The organism is Pseudomonas sp. B6002 (assembly GCF_013385985.1).
Lineage (GTDB): Bacteria > Pseudomonadota > Gammaproteobacteria > Pseudomonadales > Pseudomonadaceae > Aquipseudomonas.
In genome coordinates this window covers 136,069-157,710 of the sequence record NZ_JACAOY010000002.1, presented here as the reverse complement: position 1 = coordinate 157,710, position 21,642 = coordinate 136,069, and the positions used below count along the sequence as shown (strand labels likewise).

Genomic DNA, 21,642 nt, shown 5'->3' with positions numbered 1-21,642 from the left:
ACGCTTCAGGTGTTCGATGCCGATGTCTGGCAGGACGCGATGAGTCTGGAATTTACCGAGCCACAAGCCGGTTTCGCCGGCCCTTGTCGCTACGCCTACGAGAGCGTCTATCTAGAGAATCACCTGGACTACATTGAGACTTTGTTTTCCGCGGCGGTCAGCGTACGAGTACCGCCCACCTGGGGACGGGAGTCGCTCAATCAGGCGCCCGCGTTCCTGTACGACATTGCCCCGGCAGGTGCTGCAAAACGCTTTCTCCTGAACCGTATTGGCGCAGAAAAACCTGACAACCTCAGCGCGGACCTGTTCCTGCTGGCGCGCAGTACGCCCGCGCCCATCGGCCATATGCGCATCAAGGAGTCTGTGCGTGCAGAGGCAAGTCGCCCTGTCGTCGGCTTTGCGCGCAAAGAGGTCGTTGAGCGCGATAACCGCTTTCTTGAGTACGCTTATGAGCAGGGAGCTGCCATTGGTGGCGCCACGGGGGCGGGTGGTGAAGCCCCAAAATTGCTGCTTGCTCAAGGCCGTGACGGGCTGCTGTACCCCGATGCGGTACTGGAGGATGAAAACGTTAGCCAGCACTGGTTTATCAAGTTCGCCCGTAACCAAGGCTTGCAGCGCGATCAGGACATCCTCAGGAGCGAATACCACTTCTACAAGGCATTGCAGGCGCTGGGCATTGAAACGGTTGCAGCAGAAGGGCTCGCGTTGGAAGAAGCCAGCAAGCCCAGTGTGTGGATGCACCGATTTGATCGTGCTGTCAGTGACAAGGGCGTAGAGCGTTTTGCGGTAGAGTCGATTTATTCGGCGGCGGGCAATACAGCGCCCGGCAGTTCCATGGATCATGTAAACGTTGTGCAACTGCTGGCCAGTCTTTGGAAAACCGCCGGTCAGGGCGAGCAAATCACGGACCTTATCGTCGATTACCTGCGTCGTGATTTGCTGAACAAAATCCTCGGTAACTCCGATAACCATGGGCGCAATACCTCCATTATCAGGGGCCCCGGCAGCTTGCGCCTTGCGCCTATCTACGACCTGGCCCCAATGGTCATGGATGATGAAGGCATCACCCGTACCACGAAGTGGCCGGGGGCACTGGAAGTTGCGGGGGACATTGATTGGCGAGGCGTTTGCAACGTGCTTTCGCCAGTGGTTGACCCAGGCTTGGTTTACGAGCGCCTTCGTGAAGAAGCGCAGCGTCTGCGAGCCTTGCCCGACATCCTTGTCGCCAGCGGCCTGCCGGAGGTCACCTTGAACCATCCTCGTATCGCGCTGCGTGAGCTGGACCGGCGTTTGGCTGAATGGGGTTTGATATGAGTATTTCCATTGACCAGCGTGCACAGGTCATTGAAGACGTTGAGCTGGGCTTGGCGCAGGGCACACTTGAGTTGGGCGAGGCCGTACGCCGTCTTCGCACCGAAGTCACCGGGCTGCACCAAAGCCAGTTCGCCAGGATGTGCAAAATCTCCGTGCGCACCTTGGTGCATATTGAGCATGGTGAAGGCAATCAGACACTGAAATCGCTGAATGCCGTGTTCAGGCCGTTCGGGCTGAAAATGGGGGTGGTGAAGGTACGACGGGAGGTGTGACAGAACGGTTCCCACTGTTGTGGGAACCGTACAAGGCGCTAGGCCCGGCACTCGGCCAAGGTTTTCAGCTGGCCATCACCCCTCTGATTCCCCTCCGACAACCATTCCTCAAAGCCCGCCCCCACCTTGGGCCATTCCGAGTCGATAATCGAATACCACGCCGTATCGCGGTTTTGGCCCTTGACCACCATGTGCTGGCGGAACACCCCTTCAAAACTGAAGCCCAAGCGTTCGGCCGCATATTTGGAGCGGGCGTTGCCGTTGTTGCACTTCCACTCCAGGCGACGGTAGCCCTGTTCGAACGCATGCTTGGCCAGCAGGTACACCGCCTCGGTGCTTTTTGGCGAGCGCTGCATGGGTGCGCCGAAGGTCACGTGGCCGATTTCGATGCGGCCCTGGGCCGGCACGATGGACATCAGGCTGAGGATGCCCTGCACCTGGCCCGTGGCGCGGTCAATCACGCTGAAGAAATACGGGTCGGCGTGCTGGGCATGGTTGTCGAGCCAGGCATCAAACGCGGCGCGCTCGGGGAACGGGCCATAAGGCAGGTAATCCCACAGTTTCGGGTCGGCGCCGGGGCCTTGCAGGGCCTGGAACAAGTCATCGCCATGGCGTGCAGGGTCGAGTTTTTCCAGGCGGATAAAGCGCCCTTCGAGCCGTTGCACGGTAGGGGCCGGGACGCCTTTCCAGTCGGCGGGGGAAATGGTCATGCTGTGCTCCTTAAAGGCCTTTGCGAAATTGAATGAAACCCGGGCGTTCGGCGATGCGTTCGTACAACTGGATCGCCGTGGCATTGGTTTCGTGGGTCAACCAATGCACCTTGCAGCAGCCGTCGGCCTTGGCGGTGGCGTAGACGAACTCGATCAGCTTGCGGCCCACACCGGTGCCGCGCTGGGCCGGCTCCACCAGCAGGTCCTGCAGGTAGCAGGAATTCTCGATGCTCCAATTGGAGCGGTGGTAAATGAAGTTGACCATGCCCACCGCCTTGCCGTCCTGCCAGGCGAGCGCCGAATGGGTCGGCTCATGGGCGTCGATCAGGCGCTGCCAGGTGCTTTGGGTCACAGCCTCCGGCAGTTCGGTCTCGTAGAACTTCAAGTACGCCTGCCACAGTGGCAGCCAGGCCGCGTGGTCGGCGGCGGTGACTTGGCGGATGTCGATCTGGCTCATTCTGAAACTCCTTGGGGAATAAAGCGTGCGAGGGTCTGGTCACGCACATCGCTGCAGGCGGCCAGGCCTTCGCGTACGCCGGCAACGTCGGCCGGGCTGCGGTTCTGGCTGAGTTTGCGTTTGCCGATCAGGCGTTCGACCGGCAAGGCAAAACCGACGATGGCCTTGAGCATGCCGTCGATGTAGTCGGCCGGGGCGTCACTGACTTTCCATGGTTGGGCGCGGCCGCCTTCATGGCGGTCGGTCAGCGCACTGACTACTGCGAGCAACCGTTCGGCATCGCTAAACACCTCAGCTTTGCCGTAGGCGTGCACGGCGATGTAGTTCCAGGTGGGCACCACTTTGCCGTGCTCGGCCTTGGCCGGGTAGAACGACGGGCTGATGTAGGCCTCGGCGCCCGCAAAAATCACCAATGCATCGCTACCGTTCTGCAGGTCTTTCCACTGCGGATTGGCCTTGGCCAGGTGGCCATAAAGTGTGCCGTTCGGGCCCTCATCGGGGTTGAGCAGCAGCGGCAAATGACTGGCTTGCAGACCTTGCTCACCAAAGGTCACCAACTGCGCCAGGCGGGTGTGCTGGATCAGTTGCTGCAGTTCGGGCAGGTCGTCGAGGGCAAAGGCGCGGGGTGTGTACATGGAAATATTCCTTGGCGAATGCCTGCATCCTAGGCAGGCTAATGGTTCGTTGTAAGAGCCATCTAAGGCCAATTTCATAGGTCCAATATGTCGCCGATCACGCCACCGCTGTCCTTCAACCCCGCCGGGATCGAGCTGGATCGCCGCCACGGTCTGACTCGCCAATTGTATGAAGCCCTGCGCCAGCGCGTGTTGGACGGGCGGTTGGTCAGCGGCACACGTTTGCCTGCGACCCGTGATCTGGCGGCAGCCTTGTCCATCTCCCGCAACAGCGTGGTGCGCGCCTATGACCAGCTGTATGCCGAGGGGTTTATCGAAAGTCGGGTCGGTGATGGCACCTATGTAGCTCAATTGCCGAGCACGAAAAAACTATCCACAAAACTGTCCACAGGGTTATCGACAGGCTTATCCCCAGCCTTATCCACAAAATGGGCAAAATTGCCGGAAGATCTGGACAGCGAAGTTATCCACAGCGCGGGTTTGGCTCGGATAAAAAATAACCATTTGGCGCAGGTCCCATTGGGGCCGCCAAGGGCATTTCGAGTGGGTGTTCCGGCGTTCGACCTGTTTCCGTTCGAGGTATGGGCCAAGCTGAACGGGGCGTTCTGGCGTAAACCCGACCTTGAGCAGCTCTGCTATGGCGACCCCGCAGGCGATGCGCGTTTGCGCGGTTTGATCGCCGCTTATTTACGCAGCTCGCGCGGCATGCAGTGCACAGCTGAACAAATTGTGATCACCAGTGGCGCGCAGCAGGCAATCAGCCTTTGTGCACAGTTGCTGGTGGAGCCGGGTGATGGGGTGGCCATAGAAAATCCTGGCTACCGCGCGGCAGGCCATGCGTTTGCCTTGGCGGGTGGGCGATTGCACGGTGTGCCCGTGGACAGTGAGGGCATCGACTGCCAGGTGTTGAACACCCTTGGTGACTGTCGCCTGGCCTATGTCACGCCGTCCCACCAATACCCGTTGGGCGTGGTGATGAGCCTGGCACGGCGCCTGGAGCTGCTGGCCTGGGCCGAGCGCACGGGCGGCTGGATCATCGAGGACGACTACGACGGCGAGTACCGCTACAGCGGCGCGCCCCTGTCGCCCCTGGCAGCGTTGGACCGTAGCGGGCGAGTGCTGTATGTCGGCACGTTCGGCAAAGTGGCCTTTCCGGCGTTGCGCCTGGGCTACCTGGTGCTGCCGGCGCGGCTGGTGGATGCCTTCTCCCGACGCCGTGCGGTGGACATGCGCCACTCGGAAGTCAGCACCCAGGCCGTCATGGCCGAGTTCATGGCGGCCGGGCATTTTCAGCGGCACATTCGCCGCATGCGCCGCGCCGCCTTGAGCCGGCGTAACGCCTTGCTGGCGGGCTGGCCTCGCGATTTGCCGGGTGTGGGTGCATTGCCTGGTGTAGCGGCGGGGCTGCATATGACCGTGCGCGTGGACAGCCTGGCCCGTGAGCAGCAATTGCTCGCGCAAGCTCACGCGGCGGATGTCGAGATCAATGGCTTGAGCACTTACTGGTTGGCGCAATCGGCCCCGCCCGACGATCAGCGCGCCGGCCTGGTGCTGGGCTTTGCTGCCGTCCCGGAAGCGGGGATTGCCCTGGCGCTGGCGCGTCTGTGCAAGGCCTGGGGGTGTGTCAACTAACTACAGACACCGCAAGGACGCGGGTCCCTACCTTGAGCACGCAAGGCCGGCGGCAATCTGCGCCCGGCGTTTCCTGTGTTTGCCAAGGTAATGATCATGTTCGACCCTTTCATGCTGCAGCTCAGCCAACTGTTTGCCCTGCGCCCCACGCTTCAATCGCTGGGGATTACCCAAGCCCGTCTCGACCAGCACTATCAGGGGGTGCTCGAACACTACTGCGAGCACCTGATCGCTTTTTTCACGGGTGCCGATACCCGCAGGTTCAGCCGCTGGCGACATCTGGCACAGCAACTGGAGCGGCGTTTGCGCACCGCTCGCAGGGCGTTGAATACCGCGTCTTCGCGGGAAATGGTCAAGGCGATCCTGGACTACCCCGACAGTGGCGAGCGCGAGCAGCAGCTTGGCGAGCGTTCGCCGCAGGTTTATCTCACCACCCGGCACGGTTGCCTGGCACTGACCATTACCCATGGCAACGACGCGCCACTGATGTTCACCGTGGCTCGAGGCCTGGACATTGAAGATCACTCCTCGGTGCCGCCGAAACCGGCAGAGCGCCTTGAACATAACGTCTTCGAAGGGTACGCCCTGGGTGCATTGGAGGGGGCGTTGCAGCGCATCGCCTGGATCGATCCCGACGCGTTTTCCTCGTTGGCGGCGTTGGATCGGCAACTGGCCTGGGCATCTGGTTTTGCCGATTTTCTCGGGCTGCAGGCGGAGCAAGACAGCCTGCGTTTCGAGCTGGAACAGCAGTTGCCGCCGTGGCTGAAAAACGCCTCGTCCTCCGGCCGCTTGGCTTATAGCCAGTGGCTGGAAGCGCTGGCGCGGTTCCACGAGAAATCCAGGGGCGCCGGCGCACTGGAGGCTGACGCGGAACAGGCACAGGCGTTGTTTACCCGGCAGTTGGCTCTGCAGCTGCGTCGCCTGGCCCTGGAATGCAGCCTGCGCAATGAGGCCAATGTCACCCATGAGGGGTATCGAACGGTGCGCGCAGCGGTGAATACCTTTGCCGTGCACCGGCGGCTGCGCGGCGTCACCATGGGGTTCATGCCGTTGCTCGATGGCAGCGGCTATCTGCTGGGCCCGCCGACGACCCTGCAAGGTCCCTGGCTGGTGCTGCGGCCCGAGGCGCAACAGGTCATCGAGCAGGTGATGCTCGCGCCGCAGGCCGGGGCGCCGCTGGAGGATCCGTTCAGCGTTCTGTACCACGCCAGCGTCTCGCGATGGTTGCCGCTGTTCGAGCATCCCTTGCATACACTGGCGCGTCTCAAGCAAGTGGGCGGCAACCTTCAGGGAGCCTGCGACGCTGAGCGAGGCTGGCGCTGTGAGGTCAGCCTGCTGCGCAACCTGGCGGTGCTGCTGGTATGTCCGGGTACGGAGCATCCCGTTGAGGCTGCGGATGCACACCCCAGGGTCAGGCGGATGGATACTGCCTGGGCCGGCGTTCGCAAGGCGTTGTCGGTTAAGCAGGAACAACGCTTGGCCGAATTGAAACGCCCGCTACCGTTGCCACTGGGCCAGCCGATTGGTGAAGGGGTTCACAAAGGTCTTCATCGCGTAGGCAATGTGCTCATCTACAACAAAGACGAAAACCACTTCAATGTTTTATCGAATAACCGGTTTGCACCCGTCGTGAACATCAACTTCGTGGAGCACCGAATCGTCGATAACCCCGAACAGCCGACAGTCTACGGGCCCGGCCTTGCTCCGGACGCGCGTGGCCGCTGGCAGTTGCAACGCGCGCCCAGGCTGCGGCGTGACATTGATCAATTGAGCCCGGCGGCGCGCCGTGCCATCAGTGCAGGCACCACCCTCAGCGCCACCTTGCCTGCGCTGCTCGGCGACGCGACCCGGCGGTCCCAGGCGCCGGGTACTTTGGCGGTAGAAGTGGAGGAAGGCCTGGAACGCAACGCGCGTCGTTTCGACGACGCGGCACAGACCATTCAACGCACCAGCAGCGCTGCGCCAATGATCACTCAGTTGCGAGGCGAGGCCGTACAACTGCGCGCCCACGGCCGCTGCCTGCGTATTGAAATGGCTCGGCACACACCCACGCCGACACTGGGTGACGTGCAATTTTTGCTTGAGCAAAAAGTGATCCGCATCCAGCGGGTCGGTGGCCGCGTGCCGGAAACCATCGATGGCGTGGTGGACTACTTGCAGGAATACGAGGTGCTGGACCTCACCGAGGGCGAGCGGCCCTTGTGGTACGCCCACTTTCATTACCCCAGCGTTGAGGCCGCCAGCGACCAACCCACGGCTGCTCACCTGAAAACAGCGGCCCAGCGCAGACTGGGCCGTGAGTACGAGCGTGAGACCGGGCGCAAGGTCTATCGTGGCCCGATCACCAATGCCGCGGGGCGACAGGTCTTCCTGGCCGTTTGAGCCCGGCTTAGGTGCCCGACTTGATCTTGGTCCAGGCCCGTGTCCTGGCCCGTTCCGCGTCACGCCCCAACGGTTTGAGGGTATAGAGCGTGCTCATCGCGGCCTCGGTCGGGTACAGGTTAGGGTTGTTGCGAATGGCCGGGTCCACCTGTTCGGTCGCGTCCTTGTTCGGGTTCGGGTAACCGACAAAGTCACTGATTGGCGCGATCACCTGGGGTTGCAGCAGGTAGTTGATGAAGGTGTAGGCGTCCTGCGGGTTTTGCGCGCCTTTGGGAATGGCGAGCATGTCGAACCAGATCGGCGCGCCTTCCTTAGGCAGGCGCATGTCCACGGTCACACCGTTCTTGGCTTCCTTGGCGCGGTTGGCCGCCTGGGAAAAACTGCCCGAATAGCCCACGGCCACGCAGATGTCGCCATTGGCGATGTCGGCCATGTACTTGGAGGAGTGGAAGTAGGTGATGTAGGGGCGGATCTTCATCAACAGCGCTTCAGCCTTGACGTAGTCCTTGGGGTTGCTGCTGTTGGGGTCCAGGCCCAGGTGCTGCAGGGCCAGCGGTAGAATCTCTGACGGCGAATCGAGGAAGGCCACGCCGCATTGCTTGAGCTTGCTGATGTTCTCTTCCTTGAAGATCAGGTCCCAGCTGTCCACCGGCGCGTTCGGCCCCAGCACCGCCTTGACCTTGTCCGGGTTGAAGCCGATGAGGATGGTGCCGTACATGTAGGGCACGGCGAATTTGTTGCCGGGGTCATTGGCTTCGATCAGCTTCATCAGCTTGGGATCGAGGTGGTTCCAGTTGGGTAGCTGGCTGCGGTCCAGGGGCTGGAACACGCCGGCTTCGATCTGCTTGGCGAGGAACACGTTGGAGGGCACCACCACGTCATACCCGGAGTTGCCGGTCAGCAGCTTGGCTTCCAGGGCTTCGTTGGTGTCGAAGATGTCGTACACCAGCTTGATCCTGGGGTTCTGCGCCTTGAAATCTTCCAGCGCCTTGGGGGTGATGTAGTCGAACCAGTTGTAGACCTTGAGGGTTTTTTCTTCGGCCTGCACTGCACCGCTCAACACGGCGGCGCATAGGGCCAGGGAGGCGAGCATCTTCATCGGGTGGCTCCTTCTTGTTCGAAACCTTCGAGCACGTTGACGGCGTTGATGCCGATTTCTTCTACCGCGTAACCGCCTTCCATCACGAACAGCGTGGGCTTGCCCAGGCGTGCTATGCGTCGGCCCATGGCCAGGTAATCCGGGCTGTCGAGCTTGAACTGAGAGATGGGGTCGTCCTTGAACGTGTCGACACCCAGGGACACCACGATGATGTCGGCGTCATAGCGTTCGGTCTCCTGACACGCCGCGTCGAGTGCGGCGCTCCACACTTCCCAACCGGAGCCGGCCGGTAGCGGGTAGTTGAAATTGAAGCCTTCGCCCGCGCCTTCTCCCAACTCGTCGGCATACCCCAGGAAAAACGGGAACTCCGCCTCTGGGTGGCCGTGGATGGAGGTGAAGAGCACGTCGCTGCGGTCGTAGAAAATCGACTGGGTGCCGTTGCCGTGGTGGTAGTCCACATCGATGATCGCAACCCGTTGGTGACCCTGATCGAGAAACGCCTGGGCGGCGATGGCGGCGTTGTTGAGGTAGCAATAACCACCCATCAAATCACTGGCGGCGTGATGCCCCGGCGGGCGGCACAAGGCAAAGGCACTGTGGGCGCCCTGTTGGATGGCCTGCTGTGCGGTGAGCGCCACTTGTGCCGCGCTGTAGGCCGCTTGCCAGGTGCCGGCCGTGATCGGTGCGCCGCCATCGAAGCTGTAATAGCCCAACTGACCATGCAGGCTGGTGGGCAATACCCGGCGCAGTGTGCGGGCGGGCCAAGTGTATGGCAGCAGGTCGCCGTCCGTGTTGAACGCGGTCCAGCGCGCCCAGGCCCCTTTGAAAAAATCGAGGTAGTCGCGACTGTGGATGCGCTGCAGCGGTGCCAGGCCGAAGTCCTGGGGAGCCTGCACTGGGCCCAGTTCGCGGGCTTTGACCCGTTGCAACACATGGTCGGCACGCGACGGCATCTCGAAGCAAGGCATCAGTTGCCCGTCCATCAGTTCGCAGCGGCCGTGGTGCAAGTGGTGGTCGTCGGAGTAGATCGTCAGCATGGGTGGCTCCCGCAGGCTCATTGTTGTGCCTTGCAGTGTTGCGTTCAGCGCGAGTCATGAAAACGGCAGGAGCGGCCAGAAGGGGATAAATGTGGCCAAAGAACGTGACCGTAATTCGCCCTTTAATGGCGCATCAGGCTGGGCGCTACCCCACTCCAGCGCACAAACGCGTGGCGAAAGCTGGCGGTTTCGCTGAAACCCAGCTGTTCGGCGATCTTGTGGATCGGCATCTGGTCTTGCGCGAGCCACAGCTTGGCCTTTTCAAAGCGCAGCTCGTCGAGCAGTTGCTGGTAGCTGCAACCCAGGGCCTGCAAGTGCCGGCGCAGCGTGCGTGCAGAACAATTCATCTGCGCGGCCAAGCCCTCAAGGCCGGGAGCGGCATGCAGTTGGTCGGCCAGCAATTGGCGCACACGGTTCAGCCAGGCCTGGCGCCCTGTGAACTCGGAGTTCTGTTTGCGACAGCGGTCGGCCATAGCCCGATGGGTGATGGCGTCTGCCAGGGGCAGGGGTTGTTCCAGCAATGCCTGGTCAAAGGCAAACCCGTTGACCGGGGCGTCGAACTGCAGCGGGCAGCCAAAGCGTTCGGCATAGCGGGCGTGATAATCCGGCGCCGGGTAGTCGAAGCGCGCCTCACGCAAAGGCAGCGCGCAGCCGAGCAAGTCATCGCAGATGACCTTCATCGACACCAGGCAAAACTCCACGTTGAACGCTGCCAGCGCCGGATCTTCCCGATAGTCGCCGGCGGTCAGCCAGACCTGCTCGCCGTCCTCCATCAGGCGCAGCTCGAAAAGTGTTCCCAACAGCGCCGGGTAGCGCAGTGCCAGGCGCAAAGCGTCACCTAAGGTGGCACTGGTGAGCAGCGCGTAACCCAGCAGACCGTAGCTCGACACATGCATGCGCTGGCCCAGCTCCAGGCCGATGTCCTGGCGCAGCGCCACGGCGTTGGCACACACCCGCATCTCCTGGCACGTGGTGATACGTGTGTCGGCGTGGCGCAGATCCGTCAGGCCAATGCCGCTGCCGGCCAGCAACACCTCGCTCGCCAGACCCTGGGCGTTGAAGGTGGACAGCACCAGGGACACGGCGTTGAGCGTGGTCAGGTGTGAGTGCAGCATGGGCAAACCTGTAGAGGGTATGGCTTACGGGCAGCAAGTTACATGCCGGGTGTCAGTTCCCGGACTCGGACTTCGGTCGTTGAAAAAACAGTTCGCGGGCCTGTTCCAGGCTTATCTCGCTGCGATAGAACGCCACGGTCCGGGCGCGGTCAAGGCCCTTGGCCGTATCGGCAGCCGCGCCCAGGCGGTACTCGTCCGGGGTTTTCAGGCGGGCAGACAGGTAGGCTTTGTCCGGTGTCCAGTGAGTGCTGTAATGAAAATGTGCGTACCACAGCACCTGCCCCGTCACGCGATCGCTGATGGTGTATTCATCCAGGTAGTCCGGGTTTATGGACTTGATGCGACGGCGGGCCACGGTTTTCTTGATGGATATCACATTGTGCCGCTTGAGCCATTCAACCCCCGATACGGTGGGTGGCCGCAGCTTGAGCGTGCGTTGCACCAGCTGATTGCTCTGCTGATAGAGGTCGGCCAAGGCGTCGTCGAGGGCTTTGATCACGGCGCTGGCCGGTGCTGACAAGGCTTCACTGTCGGTGATGTTGCGCTGCGTCAGGGCCTGTTCGATCGAGTGACGCGCCAACTCCAGCCTACTGGCATGCTGGTGGTACAAGTGCTCGATGCCAAACGGTGCACGATCAGCGAGGTTGGCGTGGGTACGGGCCCGTGCGAGAAATGCGGGCAGCTCACTCAACAGGCGCTGGCCCTGGCTGATGCTCTGCTGCAGATCCACGGCAATGGGCCCGGCCGACGGCGGCGGGGTGCGGTCGCGTACAACCCAGACGCCCTTGGTTTTTTCATGATAGGTAGCCAGCACCTGCTGGGTCAGGGGTGAGCGAATATCCACGAGGCCGGTTTCCAGGCCCAAGTCGGTCAGGCGCGGCTCACCGATCAACAGGCCGTTGTAGCGGGTGTGGATAAATTGTTTCCTGGGGCGCGGCGGCGTAGACGGCGGGGTGGGGCGGTTTCTGAGCGCGGTTCTTTCCAGGCTCAGCATGCCGAGGTTGCTGGTGGCCCGGTGCTGGAACTCGCTCAGCTCCCCGCGCAGTTCAAGCAACTGATCGGTGATAGCTTGTTCGGAGAACTCCACGGGAAAATCCTGCAAGCGCTCGTCCAGTAATTGAAACTGTTCGATCAGGCTGCTCAAGGTATCAATGCGTTCGTCCAGGCGTCGATCGCTGTGCTCCTCCAGGGTGTCACGCAGGCATTGGATCGCGATGTCGGCGGTGTCGACAATCTGGTCAATCGCCAACCAGGCTTGCGGCGTGCTCTTGATGCTTGTCTCGGGCAGGCACAGGTTGCGCGTCAGTGATATGCGTATCGCCTTGAGGTCGTCGGGGGTGTAGACCGGCATCGAGCCCTTGAGGGTATTGAGTAACAGCGCACCATCCCTGGCCAGGCCCTTGAGTTGGATGAAGCGACCGTGCATGTAGTCCAACTGCACGAGCAGCTTGCCGGCCAGCTCGCGCATTTCGCGAAAGTCCTCGATATGACGCTCTTGCGGCACTTCGATCTGGCGCTGCATCTGATCGTGCACGGTGCGCCACTTGGGGGTGAAGCGGGCGAGGATATCGCTGAGCGCGGCCTGGGTCAGCCTGGCCTGGGCCTTGATGTAGTTGAGGGCCTTGGGCGCGTACTCTGCGCTGGGTTCGTGGACATTCATCTCCTTGAGCATCTGCAGGGCCGACTCGTATTCCGTACGCTGGGTCTCCAGGGTCTGGATATAGGTGTGCCTGAGCGCATCGGCCGAGGAGGAGGGCGCGGCGTCCAACGCTTGCCGGGCCCGTTGCAGCGCGTCTTGGGCGGCCCGTTTACCTTTTTCGAAGGCCTCCAGGCGCTCGCGCAATTGCTGCGCCTTTTGCCTGGCTTGCGCGCGGGCCTTGGCGGTCAGGAGCTTGGGACCGCCTCCCCGCAGACGCAGGCGGGTATCGATAAACCACTGACCGCTGCGGTTGTGAATCAACAGCGGGCCGGTACGACTGGGTTGCGCGGGGTCGACAATCTGTACATCGTCGTTTTCGTCGACCAACACTTTGAACCAGCGATGTGCCACCGGGGCGTACCAGCTTTGCCCGTCGCCATACAGAAGATGATAAGCCCCAGGTTTGTTGTGGACTTCTTCCAGCGCGTCGGGTTTGGCCACCATGAAGCTGTCCAGCACGGTGGCCAGGCGGGTAGACGCCCGGTTGATTGCGCCGCTGACGTGCAAGGGCTGGTCATGGGCGATCAGCGCGTCTGAGGCAATCGGCGTCAGTCGAGTGATGCTGACGGGTGTTGGAGGGGACGGTTGTTTTGGCACCACCACAGTGTTGCCGAGCGTTGGTCGGCGTGGTGTGGTGCGGGTGACACTGTGCAGGGTCAGGGCCGTGCCGAGGTTGAGCAGCAATTCGGCGAGTGCGGCCCAGGTGGATCGCTGCTCGGGATGCTCCTGGGCGTCGACCACGGTTTGCAGCTGAACCATGATTTGCCAGATCCAGGCCGCCACACCGACGGTGCGCCCCAGAAACGGCAGTGCGCTATTGAAGATCAGCCAGCCGGCGCGTTTGAACGTGGCCCAGCGCGCTTCGGCGTTGGACACCGATTGCCGGTCGGCGAGAGTGATCAGCGCGTTGGCATTGGCATCGTACAGTACGCCTGGCAGGTCGCCTTCGATGGCCTCCTGGCCGAGCGCCAGCGGCCCGCCCATGATCCATAGCTTGAACGGGTCTACCAGGAATTCGACCACGGCCCAGGGCGACGGCAGGTCGCCGGGAAACACGTATTGGGCATAATCATCGCGCACGTCATCCGGCAGCCACGCCAGCACCGAATCGCGCAGGCTTCTGGACTGCTGCAAGGCATAGAGCAGGTTGCTTTGCGAAGGGAACTGGGAAAGGGGTTTGTCCAGCAGCGGCCGGTACAGTAGGCAGGGGCCGGTGGTCGGGTCTTCCGGCCCGATCACGAACATATTGGTGACCTGGTCGGCAATGTTGCCCTGCCGACGGGTTGGCACGAACGCCAGCGCTCGCATCACAATGCGCTGGCCCTGTACCTGGCGTTCTGCGGTCTCAGCCTGTGTCACGGCTTTTACATACGCATAGCCTTGTTCATCGATGCCATCTTCGTGGCGCAACTTGCACTGCAAAGCCAATAACGGCAGTTGAATGCGCAAGTGCTGGGCGTAGAGCGAGCGTCGGCGTGCGGACTCTTGAGCGTTATCCAGCAGCGTCCGGCGGATCAGCGCCAGGTAGGTGCTGCCGATGTCCACGCGGCTGATCAAGCCTTCCAGGTACTCGACGGTCAGCCAGTCCGGCAGCGGGTGTGGGTTTCGCAGGCGCAGGGACTTGATGCCCAGCGGCAAGGCAATCAGGTTTTGCAGGGCCAGTTCCACCAGGCTGAACACCGTGGTGTCGATTTGCCCCGGCACCGCGAATGTGCCCCAGACCACGGGGCTGCGCACGACGATGTCGAGGTCGCTCAGCCACTGCGTGAGTGCGTCGGGGTGGTCCTTGAGCATTTCCGCGCTGAGCTGTTCGAGCGTGTATTGAGGGAGCGGGCTGATGCCTTCGTCATAAGTACGGCCCTCGTTGGCGTTATGCAGGGCTGCCAGGTCCTTGAGGTGGCGTGAGTACGCCGCCTGGTCTGCCGCAGTGGCGCTGGTGAGCCAGTCGGGGAGCGCTTGGATGTAATCGAGCAGGGCCGGTGTGCTTCGTTTGGCGCGGGGGGTTGGCGGTTGCGCCAGCACGTGCTGTGAAACGTTCGGCTCGCGCAGGTAGGAAAAGTCGATAGCTCCGATCGCCTTGGTCTGGATGCCGATGAAAGCAATGGCCAGGTAGTCGAAAAAATCACCATCAGGTTCGACCAGGCGCCACTCCAGTTTTTTGTACACCGCCGGCAGTGACAGGTCCTTGCCCAGTTCGTCGAGGGAGCGGTACTTCTTGAAACCCGCCATCAGTGAATGGGTGAGGACCACCTCGGTGCCTTCCGGTTTGCCGATAAGCACGCTGATCAGGTTCTCATCAAGGTGGGAGGTATTGCCCGCGTCATCAATCTGGTCGACATCCACCACATAGGCTCGAGCGCCATTTGGGTTTTGTTGCTTGCGAGTAGCCGCGTCCGGGGTTTGAAACAGCTGGCGTGCCATTTGGCAATCAGCCGTGGTCCAGCCAGGCACTTGTTCCAGGTTCCAGTGGTCGCGCAGCACGGTCGATAGCCCGTGCCAGCGTGGGCCGCTGTCACTTTCGGTGGTGTTCCAGTACTCCAGTTGGGCCTGTTGGTAGCCGCGCAACATCACGGGTGCCAGGGTATTGAGGATACTGGCGATATCGAGGATGCGCACCGGCAGGTGGATCGCTGGCTCAATGACGGGCAGTTGGGTCAGAAAATGCTGGCCTTCGATATAGAGCGTAGGCACTGCCAACACGGATTGCACGGCGAGCACGTCGGTGAGCACCTGGTAATGGCGGCCGGCCGGTACGACCTGGTCATCCTCGATGTCCCACAGCGGAGTACCGACCACGGCGGTATTCGGGTCGATATCGAGCGTGGGGTACAGCGCCTGCAATTGCTCACGCAGCAAGGTGGCGGCCACTTCGCGAAACGCGGGGCCAGTGGACATTTGCGCGATCAGCGCGTCAGTGAGGCTTTGATGAGGTTCGGTTGAAGGGGATGCAGTCATGACGCTTCCTTGCACGAAAGAATGGCAACAGGCCCAGTAAAAACCTGGGCGTTGCCATGCTAGGAAGCGTCGAACCGGGTGCGGTGGTGCTTATGTAAGGCGGGTATTCACTGCAACTCGCCGCACAGGTCCAGCTCCACCAGACGCCGTACTTCCTGAGTGTCGAGCCCGCTGCCGAGCAGCGCATTGAGCTTGCCGAACGCCGCCTCGCGGGTCATGCCACCACCGGACAGCACACCGACGCGGCGCAGGCGGCTGCCGGCCTCATAGACATCCAGCTCCACACCGCCCTCATGGCATTGGGTGATCGCCACTACCACAATGCCGTGCTCCTGGGCGAGCTGGAGGCTGGCGAGAAAGCCCGCATTGTCACTCGGGCCGGTGCCGCTGCCGAAGCATTCAAGAATCAGGCCCTGGATGCCGCTGCCGATCATGGCGTCCAACTGCGCAGCGCCAATACCCGGCACCAGCGGCAGTACGCCGACGGTGACCAGGGCTTTGGGCAGGCGATAGTCCAGAATCTGGGGAAGGGTGTCTGCACGGGCTGCACCGCCTTGGCGATTCAGCGCCGCGAACGGGTTGCGGCCGAAACTGCGGATCTTCGCGCAGCGGGTCGGCGCGATCATTGCGCCGTGGAAATGCAGGTGCACACCCGGCGTCAGGCCCGTGCCCAGTGCCTGCAAGGCGCCACTGACGTTTTCCCACGCATCGCTGTCCGGCACGCCGGCCGGCAACATGGAACCGGTGAACACCACCGGTGCCGGCAAGCCCAACAGTTGAAAGCTCATGGCCGCCGCGCTGTAAGCCAGCGTGTCGGTGCCGTGCAGGATCAGCACGCCATCGCAGCCTTGGTCCACCGCGTCGATCACGGCGATGCGCAGGCGCTGCCAATACGCGGGCGTCATGTTGGCGCTGTCGATCAGCGGGGTCATTTCCTGGAAACGCCAGGTGGGCAGTGGCTGGCCGGCAAGCTGTTCGCGCATGCGCGCTTCGAAACCGGATGCGGGGGCCAGGCCGTTGGCGCTGGCCTGCATGCCGATGGTGCCGCCGGTGTAGAGCACCATGACGTTATTGGATGCTGACATTGAGATTCTCCTGAACGAAAAACGCCGCCGGGCCCAGAGCATGCCCAAGGCCGGGCGGCGTGTCATCTATCTACGCTTAGCGTTGCGCTTGAGCGTTCAGTTCAGCCGAGGGGGCCGCTTGCGGTTTCACCGGGTTGGCCGGCCAGGCCTTCAGGTCCAGATCCAGGTCAGAGAACTGGCTGGAGTCGAACACCGGGGTCTTGATACCCGCTGCACGCTGGTTGTCGTAGTCGTTCAGGATACGCATGGCAATCTTGAACAGGAACGCCAGGGCGAACAGGTTGACGAATGCGAGCATCGTCATAGTGATGTCGGCGAACGCGAACACGGTGCTCAGGTTCTCGATCGAGCCCCAGAAAATCAGCGCCAGCACCACTGCACGGTAGGCCATCAGCATCTTGCGGTTGTTGCCAACCAGGAAACGCAGGTTGCTCTCGCCCAGGTAGTAGTTGTACATGATCGAGGTGAACACGAACAACGCCAGGGCCACGGAGATGAACATGCGGCCCCAGTCACCGACTACAGCGGCCAGGGAGTTCTGGGTCAGGGCAATGCCGTCGCCTTCGAAGCCTGGGGTGTAGAAACCGGAGAGCAGGATCAGCAGCGCGGTGCAGGTGCAGATCACGAAGGTGTCGAGGAACACGCTGAACGCCTGGACCACGCCTTGGGCGATCGGGTGTTCTACGGAAGCGACTGCGGCCACGTTAGGCGCACTGCCCAGGCCGGCTTCGTTGGCGAACACGCCGCGCTTCACACCCATGATGATCGCGCTGCCGACCAGGCCACCGAAGGCCTGGTCGAGGCCGAAGGCGCTCTTGACGATGGTCGCGAGCATGGCCGGCACGTGGTCGAACTGCAGCACGATCACGTACAGGGTCACCGCGATGTAGATCAGGGTCTTGACCGGCACCAGCAGGTCGGCGATCGAGGCGATACGCTTGATCCCGCCGATGAATACCATGCCCAGCAACACGGCCAGGGCCAGGCCGGTGTAGGTGGTGTCCAGGCCAAAGGCGCTGTTCAGGGAGTGGGTCACGGCGTGGGCTTGCAGGCCGTTGAAGGCGAAACCGAAGGTCACCAGCAACAGGAACGCAATGACCATACCCAACCAGCGTTTTTGCAGGCCGTGCTGGATGTAATACGCCGGGCCGCCACGGAAGGTGCCTTCGGCATCGGTGCGCTTGTACAGCTGGCCGAGGGAGCACTCGATAAAGCTCGACGACATGCCCACCAACGCGGTGACCCACATCCAGAACACGGCACCCGGGCCACCCAGGGTCACGGCAATGCCGACACCGGCGATGTTACCCGCACCTACACGGCCAGCCAGGCTGAGCATCAGCGCCTGGAACGAGCTGAGTTGGTCGGAGCTGTTCTTCAGGCTGTCGCGAAACACCGAGAACATGTGGAAAAAGTGACGCAGCTGTACGAAACGCGAGCGAATCGTGAAATAACCGCCGAGCCCGACAATGAGCACGATCAGTACTTTCCCTGAGAGGAAGTCGTTGATGACTTCGAGCATGGAGTGTTCCTCGCTGATTTTTCTAATGGCAAACGCAGGACGGTCCGACGCATCGCTCAGCACCAGGCAGTGCACGACGCTTGGACCCCAATCCTTTTGCGGGTGTTGTTATTCATGCGCTTTCGCGTTGTGTCCGGGCCTCGTTACCGACGGCCGCAGGCGCGAAGAGGGGCGGCACTATACCTAGGCGAGCGTGATCCGTCTGCACGGGGCGATTAAAGGTTTCAGCCGAGCTGTGGCGGGGGGAGTGGGTTTGCAGGGCGATATTGGATTTTTTATAAGCGTCATTTCACAACCTTGAGGCAAAAAAAAGGGCCTGAAGAACGAGCCTTCAGGCCCTCAAAAGGTGAGAGGTGTCTAGTCCCTCAACCTGGTGAGCGGTGCAACAAACGCTTAGGCCTTCAGTGGAACCAAGCGTGGGGCAATCATGTTTTCGGGGCGCAGGATGTCGTCGAGCATGGCGTCGTCGAGCAAGCCTTCTTCGCGCACCAGTTCCAGCACGCCGCGGCCGCTTTCAAGGGCGATACGGGCGATGCGGGTGGCGTTTTCATAGCCGATGTACGGGTTCAGCGCGGTGACCAGACCAATGGAGTGCTCCACCAGCTCGCGGCAGCGGGCTTCGTTGGCGGTGATGCCAGTGATGCAATGTTCGCGCAGCATGTCCATGGCACGTTGCAGCAGGCGGATCGAGTCGAAGATCTTGAAGGCGATCAGCGGTTCCATCACGTTCAGTTGCAGTTGGCCGCCTTCGGCTGCCATGGTCAGGGCCAGGTCGTTGCCGATTACTTGGAATGCCACTTGGTTTACGGCTTCCGGGATCACCGGGTTGACCTTGCCGGGCATGATCGAGCTGCCTGGCTGGCGTGCCGGCAGGTTGATCTCGTTGATGCCAGTGCGTGGGCCGCTGGACAGCAGGCGCAGGTCGTTGCAGATCTTCGACAGCTTCACCGCAGTACGCTTGAGCATGCCGGAGAACAGCACGAAGGCGCCCATGTCGGAGGTGGCTTCGATCAGGTCGGCGGCTGGAACAACCGGCTGGCCGCTGATGACGGCCAGGCGTTGTACGGCCAGGGCCTGGTAGCGCGGGTCGGCGTTGATGCCGGTGCCGATGGCGGTGCCGCCCAGGTTCACTTCGGTCAGCAGCTCTGGCGCCAGGGTTTTCAGGCGGGCCAGGTCTTCACCCAAGGTGGTGGCGAAGGCACGGAATTCCTGGCCGAGGGTCATCGGCACGGCGTCTTGCAATTGGGTGCGGCCCATTTTCAGCACGTGGCTGAATTCGACACCTTTGGCGGCGAATGCCTGGATCAGGCTGTCGAGGCTGGCCAGCAGCGCGTCATGGCCCAGCAGCAGACCCAGGCGGATCGCGGTCGGGTAGGCGTCGTTGGTCGACTGCGCCATGTTCACGTCGTTGTTGGGGTGCAGGTACTGGTATTCGCCCTTGTTGTGGCCCATGGCCTCCAACGCGATGTTGGCGATGACTTCGTTGGCATTCATGTTGGTTGAAGTGCCAGCGCCGCCTTGAATCATGTCCACCACGAACTCTTCGTGGAAATCGCCGCGGATCAGACGGGCACAGGCTTCGCTGATGGCAGCGTGCTTGGCCTCGCTGAGCTGACCCAGCTCGCGGTTGGCGTCAGCCGCTGCTTGCTTGACCATTGCCAGGCCGACCACCAATTTCGGGTAATGCGAAATCGGAACGCCCGAGAGGCGGAAGTTGTTCACCGCTCGCAGGGTCTGGATGCCGTAATACGCTTGAGCCGGTACTTCGAGTACGCCAAGCAGGTCTTTTTCTGTGCGGAAAGATGCAGCGGAGGACATGACGGAAATCATCTCGATATGGACCCGGAACTGGCCGGAACGCTGCGAATGCTAGGCTTGTAGAAGTTTTTGGGCCAATGCTGTTAAGCACTAACCTATGCACAAACGGCATAATGTGCGTGTGACCCGGTTATCATGGCGGGCGTGTGTGCCAAAATGGTGCGTACCTGCGGGAGGAAGTGATGAACCTTGAGAGCAAATGGCTGGAAGACTTCAGCGCCTTGGCGGCGACGCGCAGTTTTTCCCAGGCGGCGGAACGGCGCTTTGTAACCCAGCCGGCGTTCAGTCGCCGTATCCGTAGCCTGGAGGCGGCGTTGGGCCTGACGCTGGTCAACCGCTCGCGCACACCGGTCGAGCTGACGGCGGCGGGGCAATTGTTCCTGGTGACGGCGCGTACCGTGGTCGAACAGCTGGGTGAAGTGCTGCGCCATTTGCACCATCTGGAAGGCGGGCAGGGCGAGGTCATGCAAGTGGCTGCTGCTCACTCCCTTGCGTTGGGCTTCTTCCCGCGCTGGATTGCACAACTGCGCAACGAAGGCTTGAACATCGCCACACGGCTGGTGGCGACTAACGTGGGCGACGCGGTACACGCCCTGCGTGAAGGCGGTTGCGACCTGATGCTGGCGTTCTACGACCCTGATGCAGCCATGCAGATGGATGCCGAGATTTTCCCTTCGCTGCACTTGGGCAATACTGAAATGCTTCCGGTGTGTGCCGCCGATGCCGAGGGCAAGCCGTTGTTCGATCTGGAAGGCGAAGGCAGCGTGCCGTTGCTGGCGTACAGCGCAGGCGCGTTCCTTGGCCGTTCGGTGCACTTGCTGCTGCGCCAGCGCGCCCTGCGCTTCACCACCGTGTACGAAACCGCCATGGCCGACAGCCTCAAGAGCATGGCGCTGGAAGGCCTGGGCATCGCCTGGGTGCCGCAGTTGAGTGTGCGGGCTGAATTGGCGCGTGGTGAATTGGTGGTGTGCGGCGGCCCGCAATGGCACGTGCCGCTGGAGATTCGCCTGTATCGCTGTGCGCTGGTGCGCAAGGCGAATGTGCGGTTGTTGTGGCGCAAGTTGGAAGGTGGGGCGGCCGCCGAACGCAGTTAACTGTAGGAGCCGGCTTGCCGGCGATCGCGGTTTGTCCGGCAGCATTTGTGTCACTGATCCACCGCTATCGCTGGCAAGCCGGCTCCTACAGGTTTTAGGGTGTTTTGACTGACTCTTGAGTCAATAAAACCGCCACTTTGCCCCGCTAGACAGATGGTCATGCCAGGGGCTGTTTATCTTGATTATTACGGTATACTGCGCGGCCTTCGGCCGGTCCAACCGGCCAAATTTCGTACAACAAGCCACGCCGGATTTCCCGCGTGGCTTGTTGTTTTTTGACGCGCCTGCGGGCGCCCAGAGAGAAGAGGCACGACGATGAGTGCATTGGTTGGCGTGATCATGGGCTCCAAGTCCGATTGGTCCACCCTTAGCCACACCGCCGATATGCTGGAAAAACTCGGCATTCCGTATGAAGTGAAAGTGGTCTCTGCCCACCGCACCCCGGATCTGCTGTTCCAGTATGCCGATGAAGCAGAATCCCGTGGCATCGAGGTGATCATCGCCGGTGCCGGTGGTGCGGCGCACCTGCCGGGCATGTGTGCGGCCAAGACCCATCTGCCGGTACTCGGCGTGCCGGTGCAGTCGGCAATGCTCTCGGGCGTGGACTCGCTGTTGTCCATCGTGCAGATGCCGGCCGGTATCCCGGTGGCCACCCTGGCAATCGGCAAAGCGGGCGCGATCAATGCCGCGTTGTTGTCCGCCAGCATCCTGGGCGCCAAGCACCCGCAGTTCCATGCGGTGCTGAAAAAATTCCGTGCTGAGCAGACAGACAGCGTGCTGGACAATCCAGACCCACGCATCGCCTGAGGTTGTTGA

16 protein-coding genes are annotated in these 21,642 nt (G+C 61.7%); 6 read left to right on the top strand and 10 right to left on the bottom strand.

Features of this window, described 5'->3' with window-relative positions:
• Nucleotides 1-39 precede the first annotated feature (39 nt).
• Both HX792_RS01880 and HX792_RS01875 read left to right on the top strand, forming a co-directional pair.
• Nucleotides 40-1,314 (top strand): HipA domain-containing protein, encoded by a 1,275-nt coding sequence (locus tag HX792_RS01880; RefSeq protein ID WP_176994672.1) that lies wholly within the window; start codon nt 40-42, stop codon nt 1,312-1,314.
• On the top strand, nt 1,311-1,586 hold the full coding sequence (locus tag HX792_RS01875) for a helix-turn-helix domain-containing protein (protein WP_176994518.1): 276 nt from the start codon (nt 1,311-1,313) through the stop codon (nt 1,584-1,586). Before HX792_RS01880 ends, HX792_RS01875 begins: the two co-directional genes overlap by 4 nt.
• 38 nt (nt 1,587-1,624) lie before the next feature.
• On the opposite strand, the gene HX792_RS01870 is transcribed toward HX792_RS01875, so the two are convergent.
• The 3 genes from HX792_RS01870 to HX792_RS01860 are packed head-to-tail and all read right to left on the bottom strand — an operon-like array spanning nt 1,625 to nt 3,388.
• Nucleotides 1,625-2,296, bottom strand: coding sequence for a GNAT family N-acetyltransferase (locus HX792_RS01870; RefSeq protein ID WP_176994517.1), 672 nt, complete (start codon nt 2,294-2,296; stop codon nt 1,625-1,627).
• A gap of 10 nt (nt 2,297-2,306) precedes the next feature.
• Nucleotides 2,307-2,753, bottom strand: coding sequence for a GNAT family N-acetyltransferase (locus tag HX792_RS01865; RefSeq protein WP_176994516.1), 447 nt, complete (start codon nt 2,751-2,753; stop codon nt 2,307-2,309).
• The gene (locus HX792_RS01860) at nt 2,750-3,388 is read right to left on the bottom strand and encodes an FMN-binding negative transcriptional regulator (protein WP_176994515.1); all 639 of its coding nucleotides are present in this window, start codon (nt 3,386-3,388) and stop codon (nt 2,750-2,752) included. Before HX792_RS01860 ends, HX792_RS01865 begins: the two co-directional genes overlap by 4 nt.
• Nucleotides 3,389-3,475: 87 nt before the next feature.
• On the opposite strand from HX792_RS01860, the gene HX792_RS01855 reads away from it, so the two are divergent.
• Both HX792_RS01855 and HX792_RS01850 read left to right on the top strand, forming a co-directional pair.
• On the top strand, nt 3,476-5,020 hold the full coding sequence (locus tag HX792_RS01855) for a PLP-dependent aminotransferase family protein (RefSeq protein WP_176994514.1): 1,545 nt from the start codon (nt 3,476-3,478) through the stop codon (nt 5,018-5,020).
• Between the two features lie 96 nt (nt 5,021-5,116).
• Entirely contained in the window at nt 5,117-7,402 is a 2,286-nt protein-coding gene (locus HX792_RS01850; RefSeq protein WP_176994513.1) for a hypothetical protein, read from the top strand.
• A gap of 7 nt (nt 7,403-7,409) precedes the next feature.
• Here HX792_RS01850 and HX792_RS01845 read toward each other — a convergent pair whose 3' ends face one another.
• From HX792_RS01845 to aspA, 7 genes are all read right to left on the bottom strand, one after another.
• Nucleotides 7,410-8,501 (bottom strand): polyamine ABC transporter substrate-binding protein, encoded by a 1,092-nt coding sequence (locus HX792_RS01845; RefSeq protein ID WP_176994512.1) that lies wholly within the window; start codon nt 8,499-8,501, stop codon nt 7,410-7,412.
• On the bottom strand, nt 8,498-9,538 hold the full coding sequence (locus HX792_RS01840; protein ID WP_176994511.1) for a histone deacetylase family protein: 1,041 nt from the start codon (nt 9,536-9,538) through the stop codon (nt 8,498-8,500). The genes HX792_RS01845 and HX792_RS01840 overlap by 4 nt, the downstream gene beginning before the upstream one ends.
• A 122-nt stretch (nt 9,539-9,660) precedes the next feature.
• Entirely contained in the window at nt 9,661-10,653 is a 993-nt protein-coding gene (locus HX792_RS01835) for an AraC family transcriptional regulator (RefSeq protein ID WP_176994510.1), read from the bottom strand.
• A 52-nt stretch (nt 10,654-10,705) separates the two neighbouring features.
• Nucleotides 10,706-15,307: a hypothetical protein gene (locus HX792_RS01830; protein ID WP_176994509.1), complete on the bottom strand. Its 4,602-nt coding sequence runs from the start codon at nt 15,305-15,307 to the stop codon at nt 10,706-10,708.
• 107 nt (nt 15,308-15,414) lie between these two features.
• The gene (locus tag HX792_RS01825; protein WP_176994508.1) at nt 15,415-16,392 is read right to left on the bottom strand and encodes an asparaginase; all 978 of its coding nucleotides are present in this window, start codon (nt 16,390-16,392) and stop codon (nt 15,415-15,417) included.
• A 76-nt stretch (nt 16,393-16,468) separates the two neighbouring features.
• Nucleotides 16,469-17,914 carry a sodium:alanine symporter family protein gene (locus HX792_RS01820; protein ID WP_176994507.1) on the bottom strand — a complete coding sequence of 482 codons (1,446 nt, stop codon included), beginning with the start codon at nt 17,912-17,914 and terminating at the stop codon, nt 16,469-16,471.
• A gap of 393 nt (nt 17,915-18,307) precedes the next feature.
• Entirely contained in the window at nt 18,308-19,732 is a 1,425-nt protein-coding gene (aspA, locus tag HX792_RS01815; protein WP_123716599.1) for an aspartate ammonia-lyase, read from the bottom strand.
• A 182-nt stretch (nt 19,733-19,914) separates the two neighbouring features.
• On the opposite strand from aspA, the gene HX792_RS01810 reads away from it, so the two are divergent.
• Together HX792_RS01810 and purE are read left to right on the top strand one after the other, a co-directional pair.
• Complete coding sequence (locus HX792_RS01810; RefSeq protein ID WP_176994506.1) at nt 19,915-20,826, top strand: LysR substrate-binding domain-containing protein; 912 nt, start codon at nt 19,915-19,917, stop codon at nt 20,824-20,826.
• Nucleotides 20,827-21,141: 315 nt separating this feature from the next.
• Nucleotides 21,142-21,633 (top strand): 5-(carboxyamino)imidazole ribonucleotide mutase, encoded by a 492-nt coding sequence (gene purE / locus HX792_RS01805; protein WP_003176980.1) that lies wholly within the window; start codon nt 21,142-21,144, stop codon nt 21,631-21,633.
• Nucleotides 21,634-21,642: the final 9 nt, after the last annotated feature.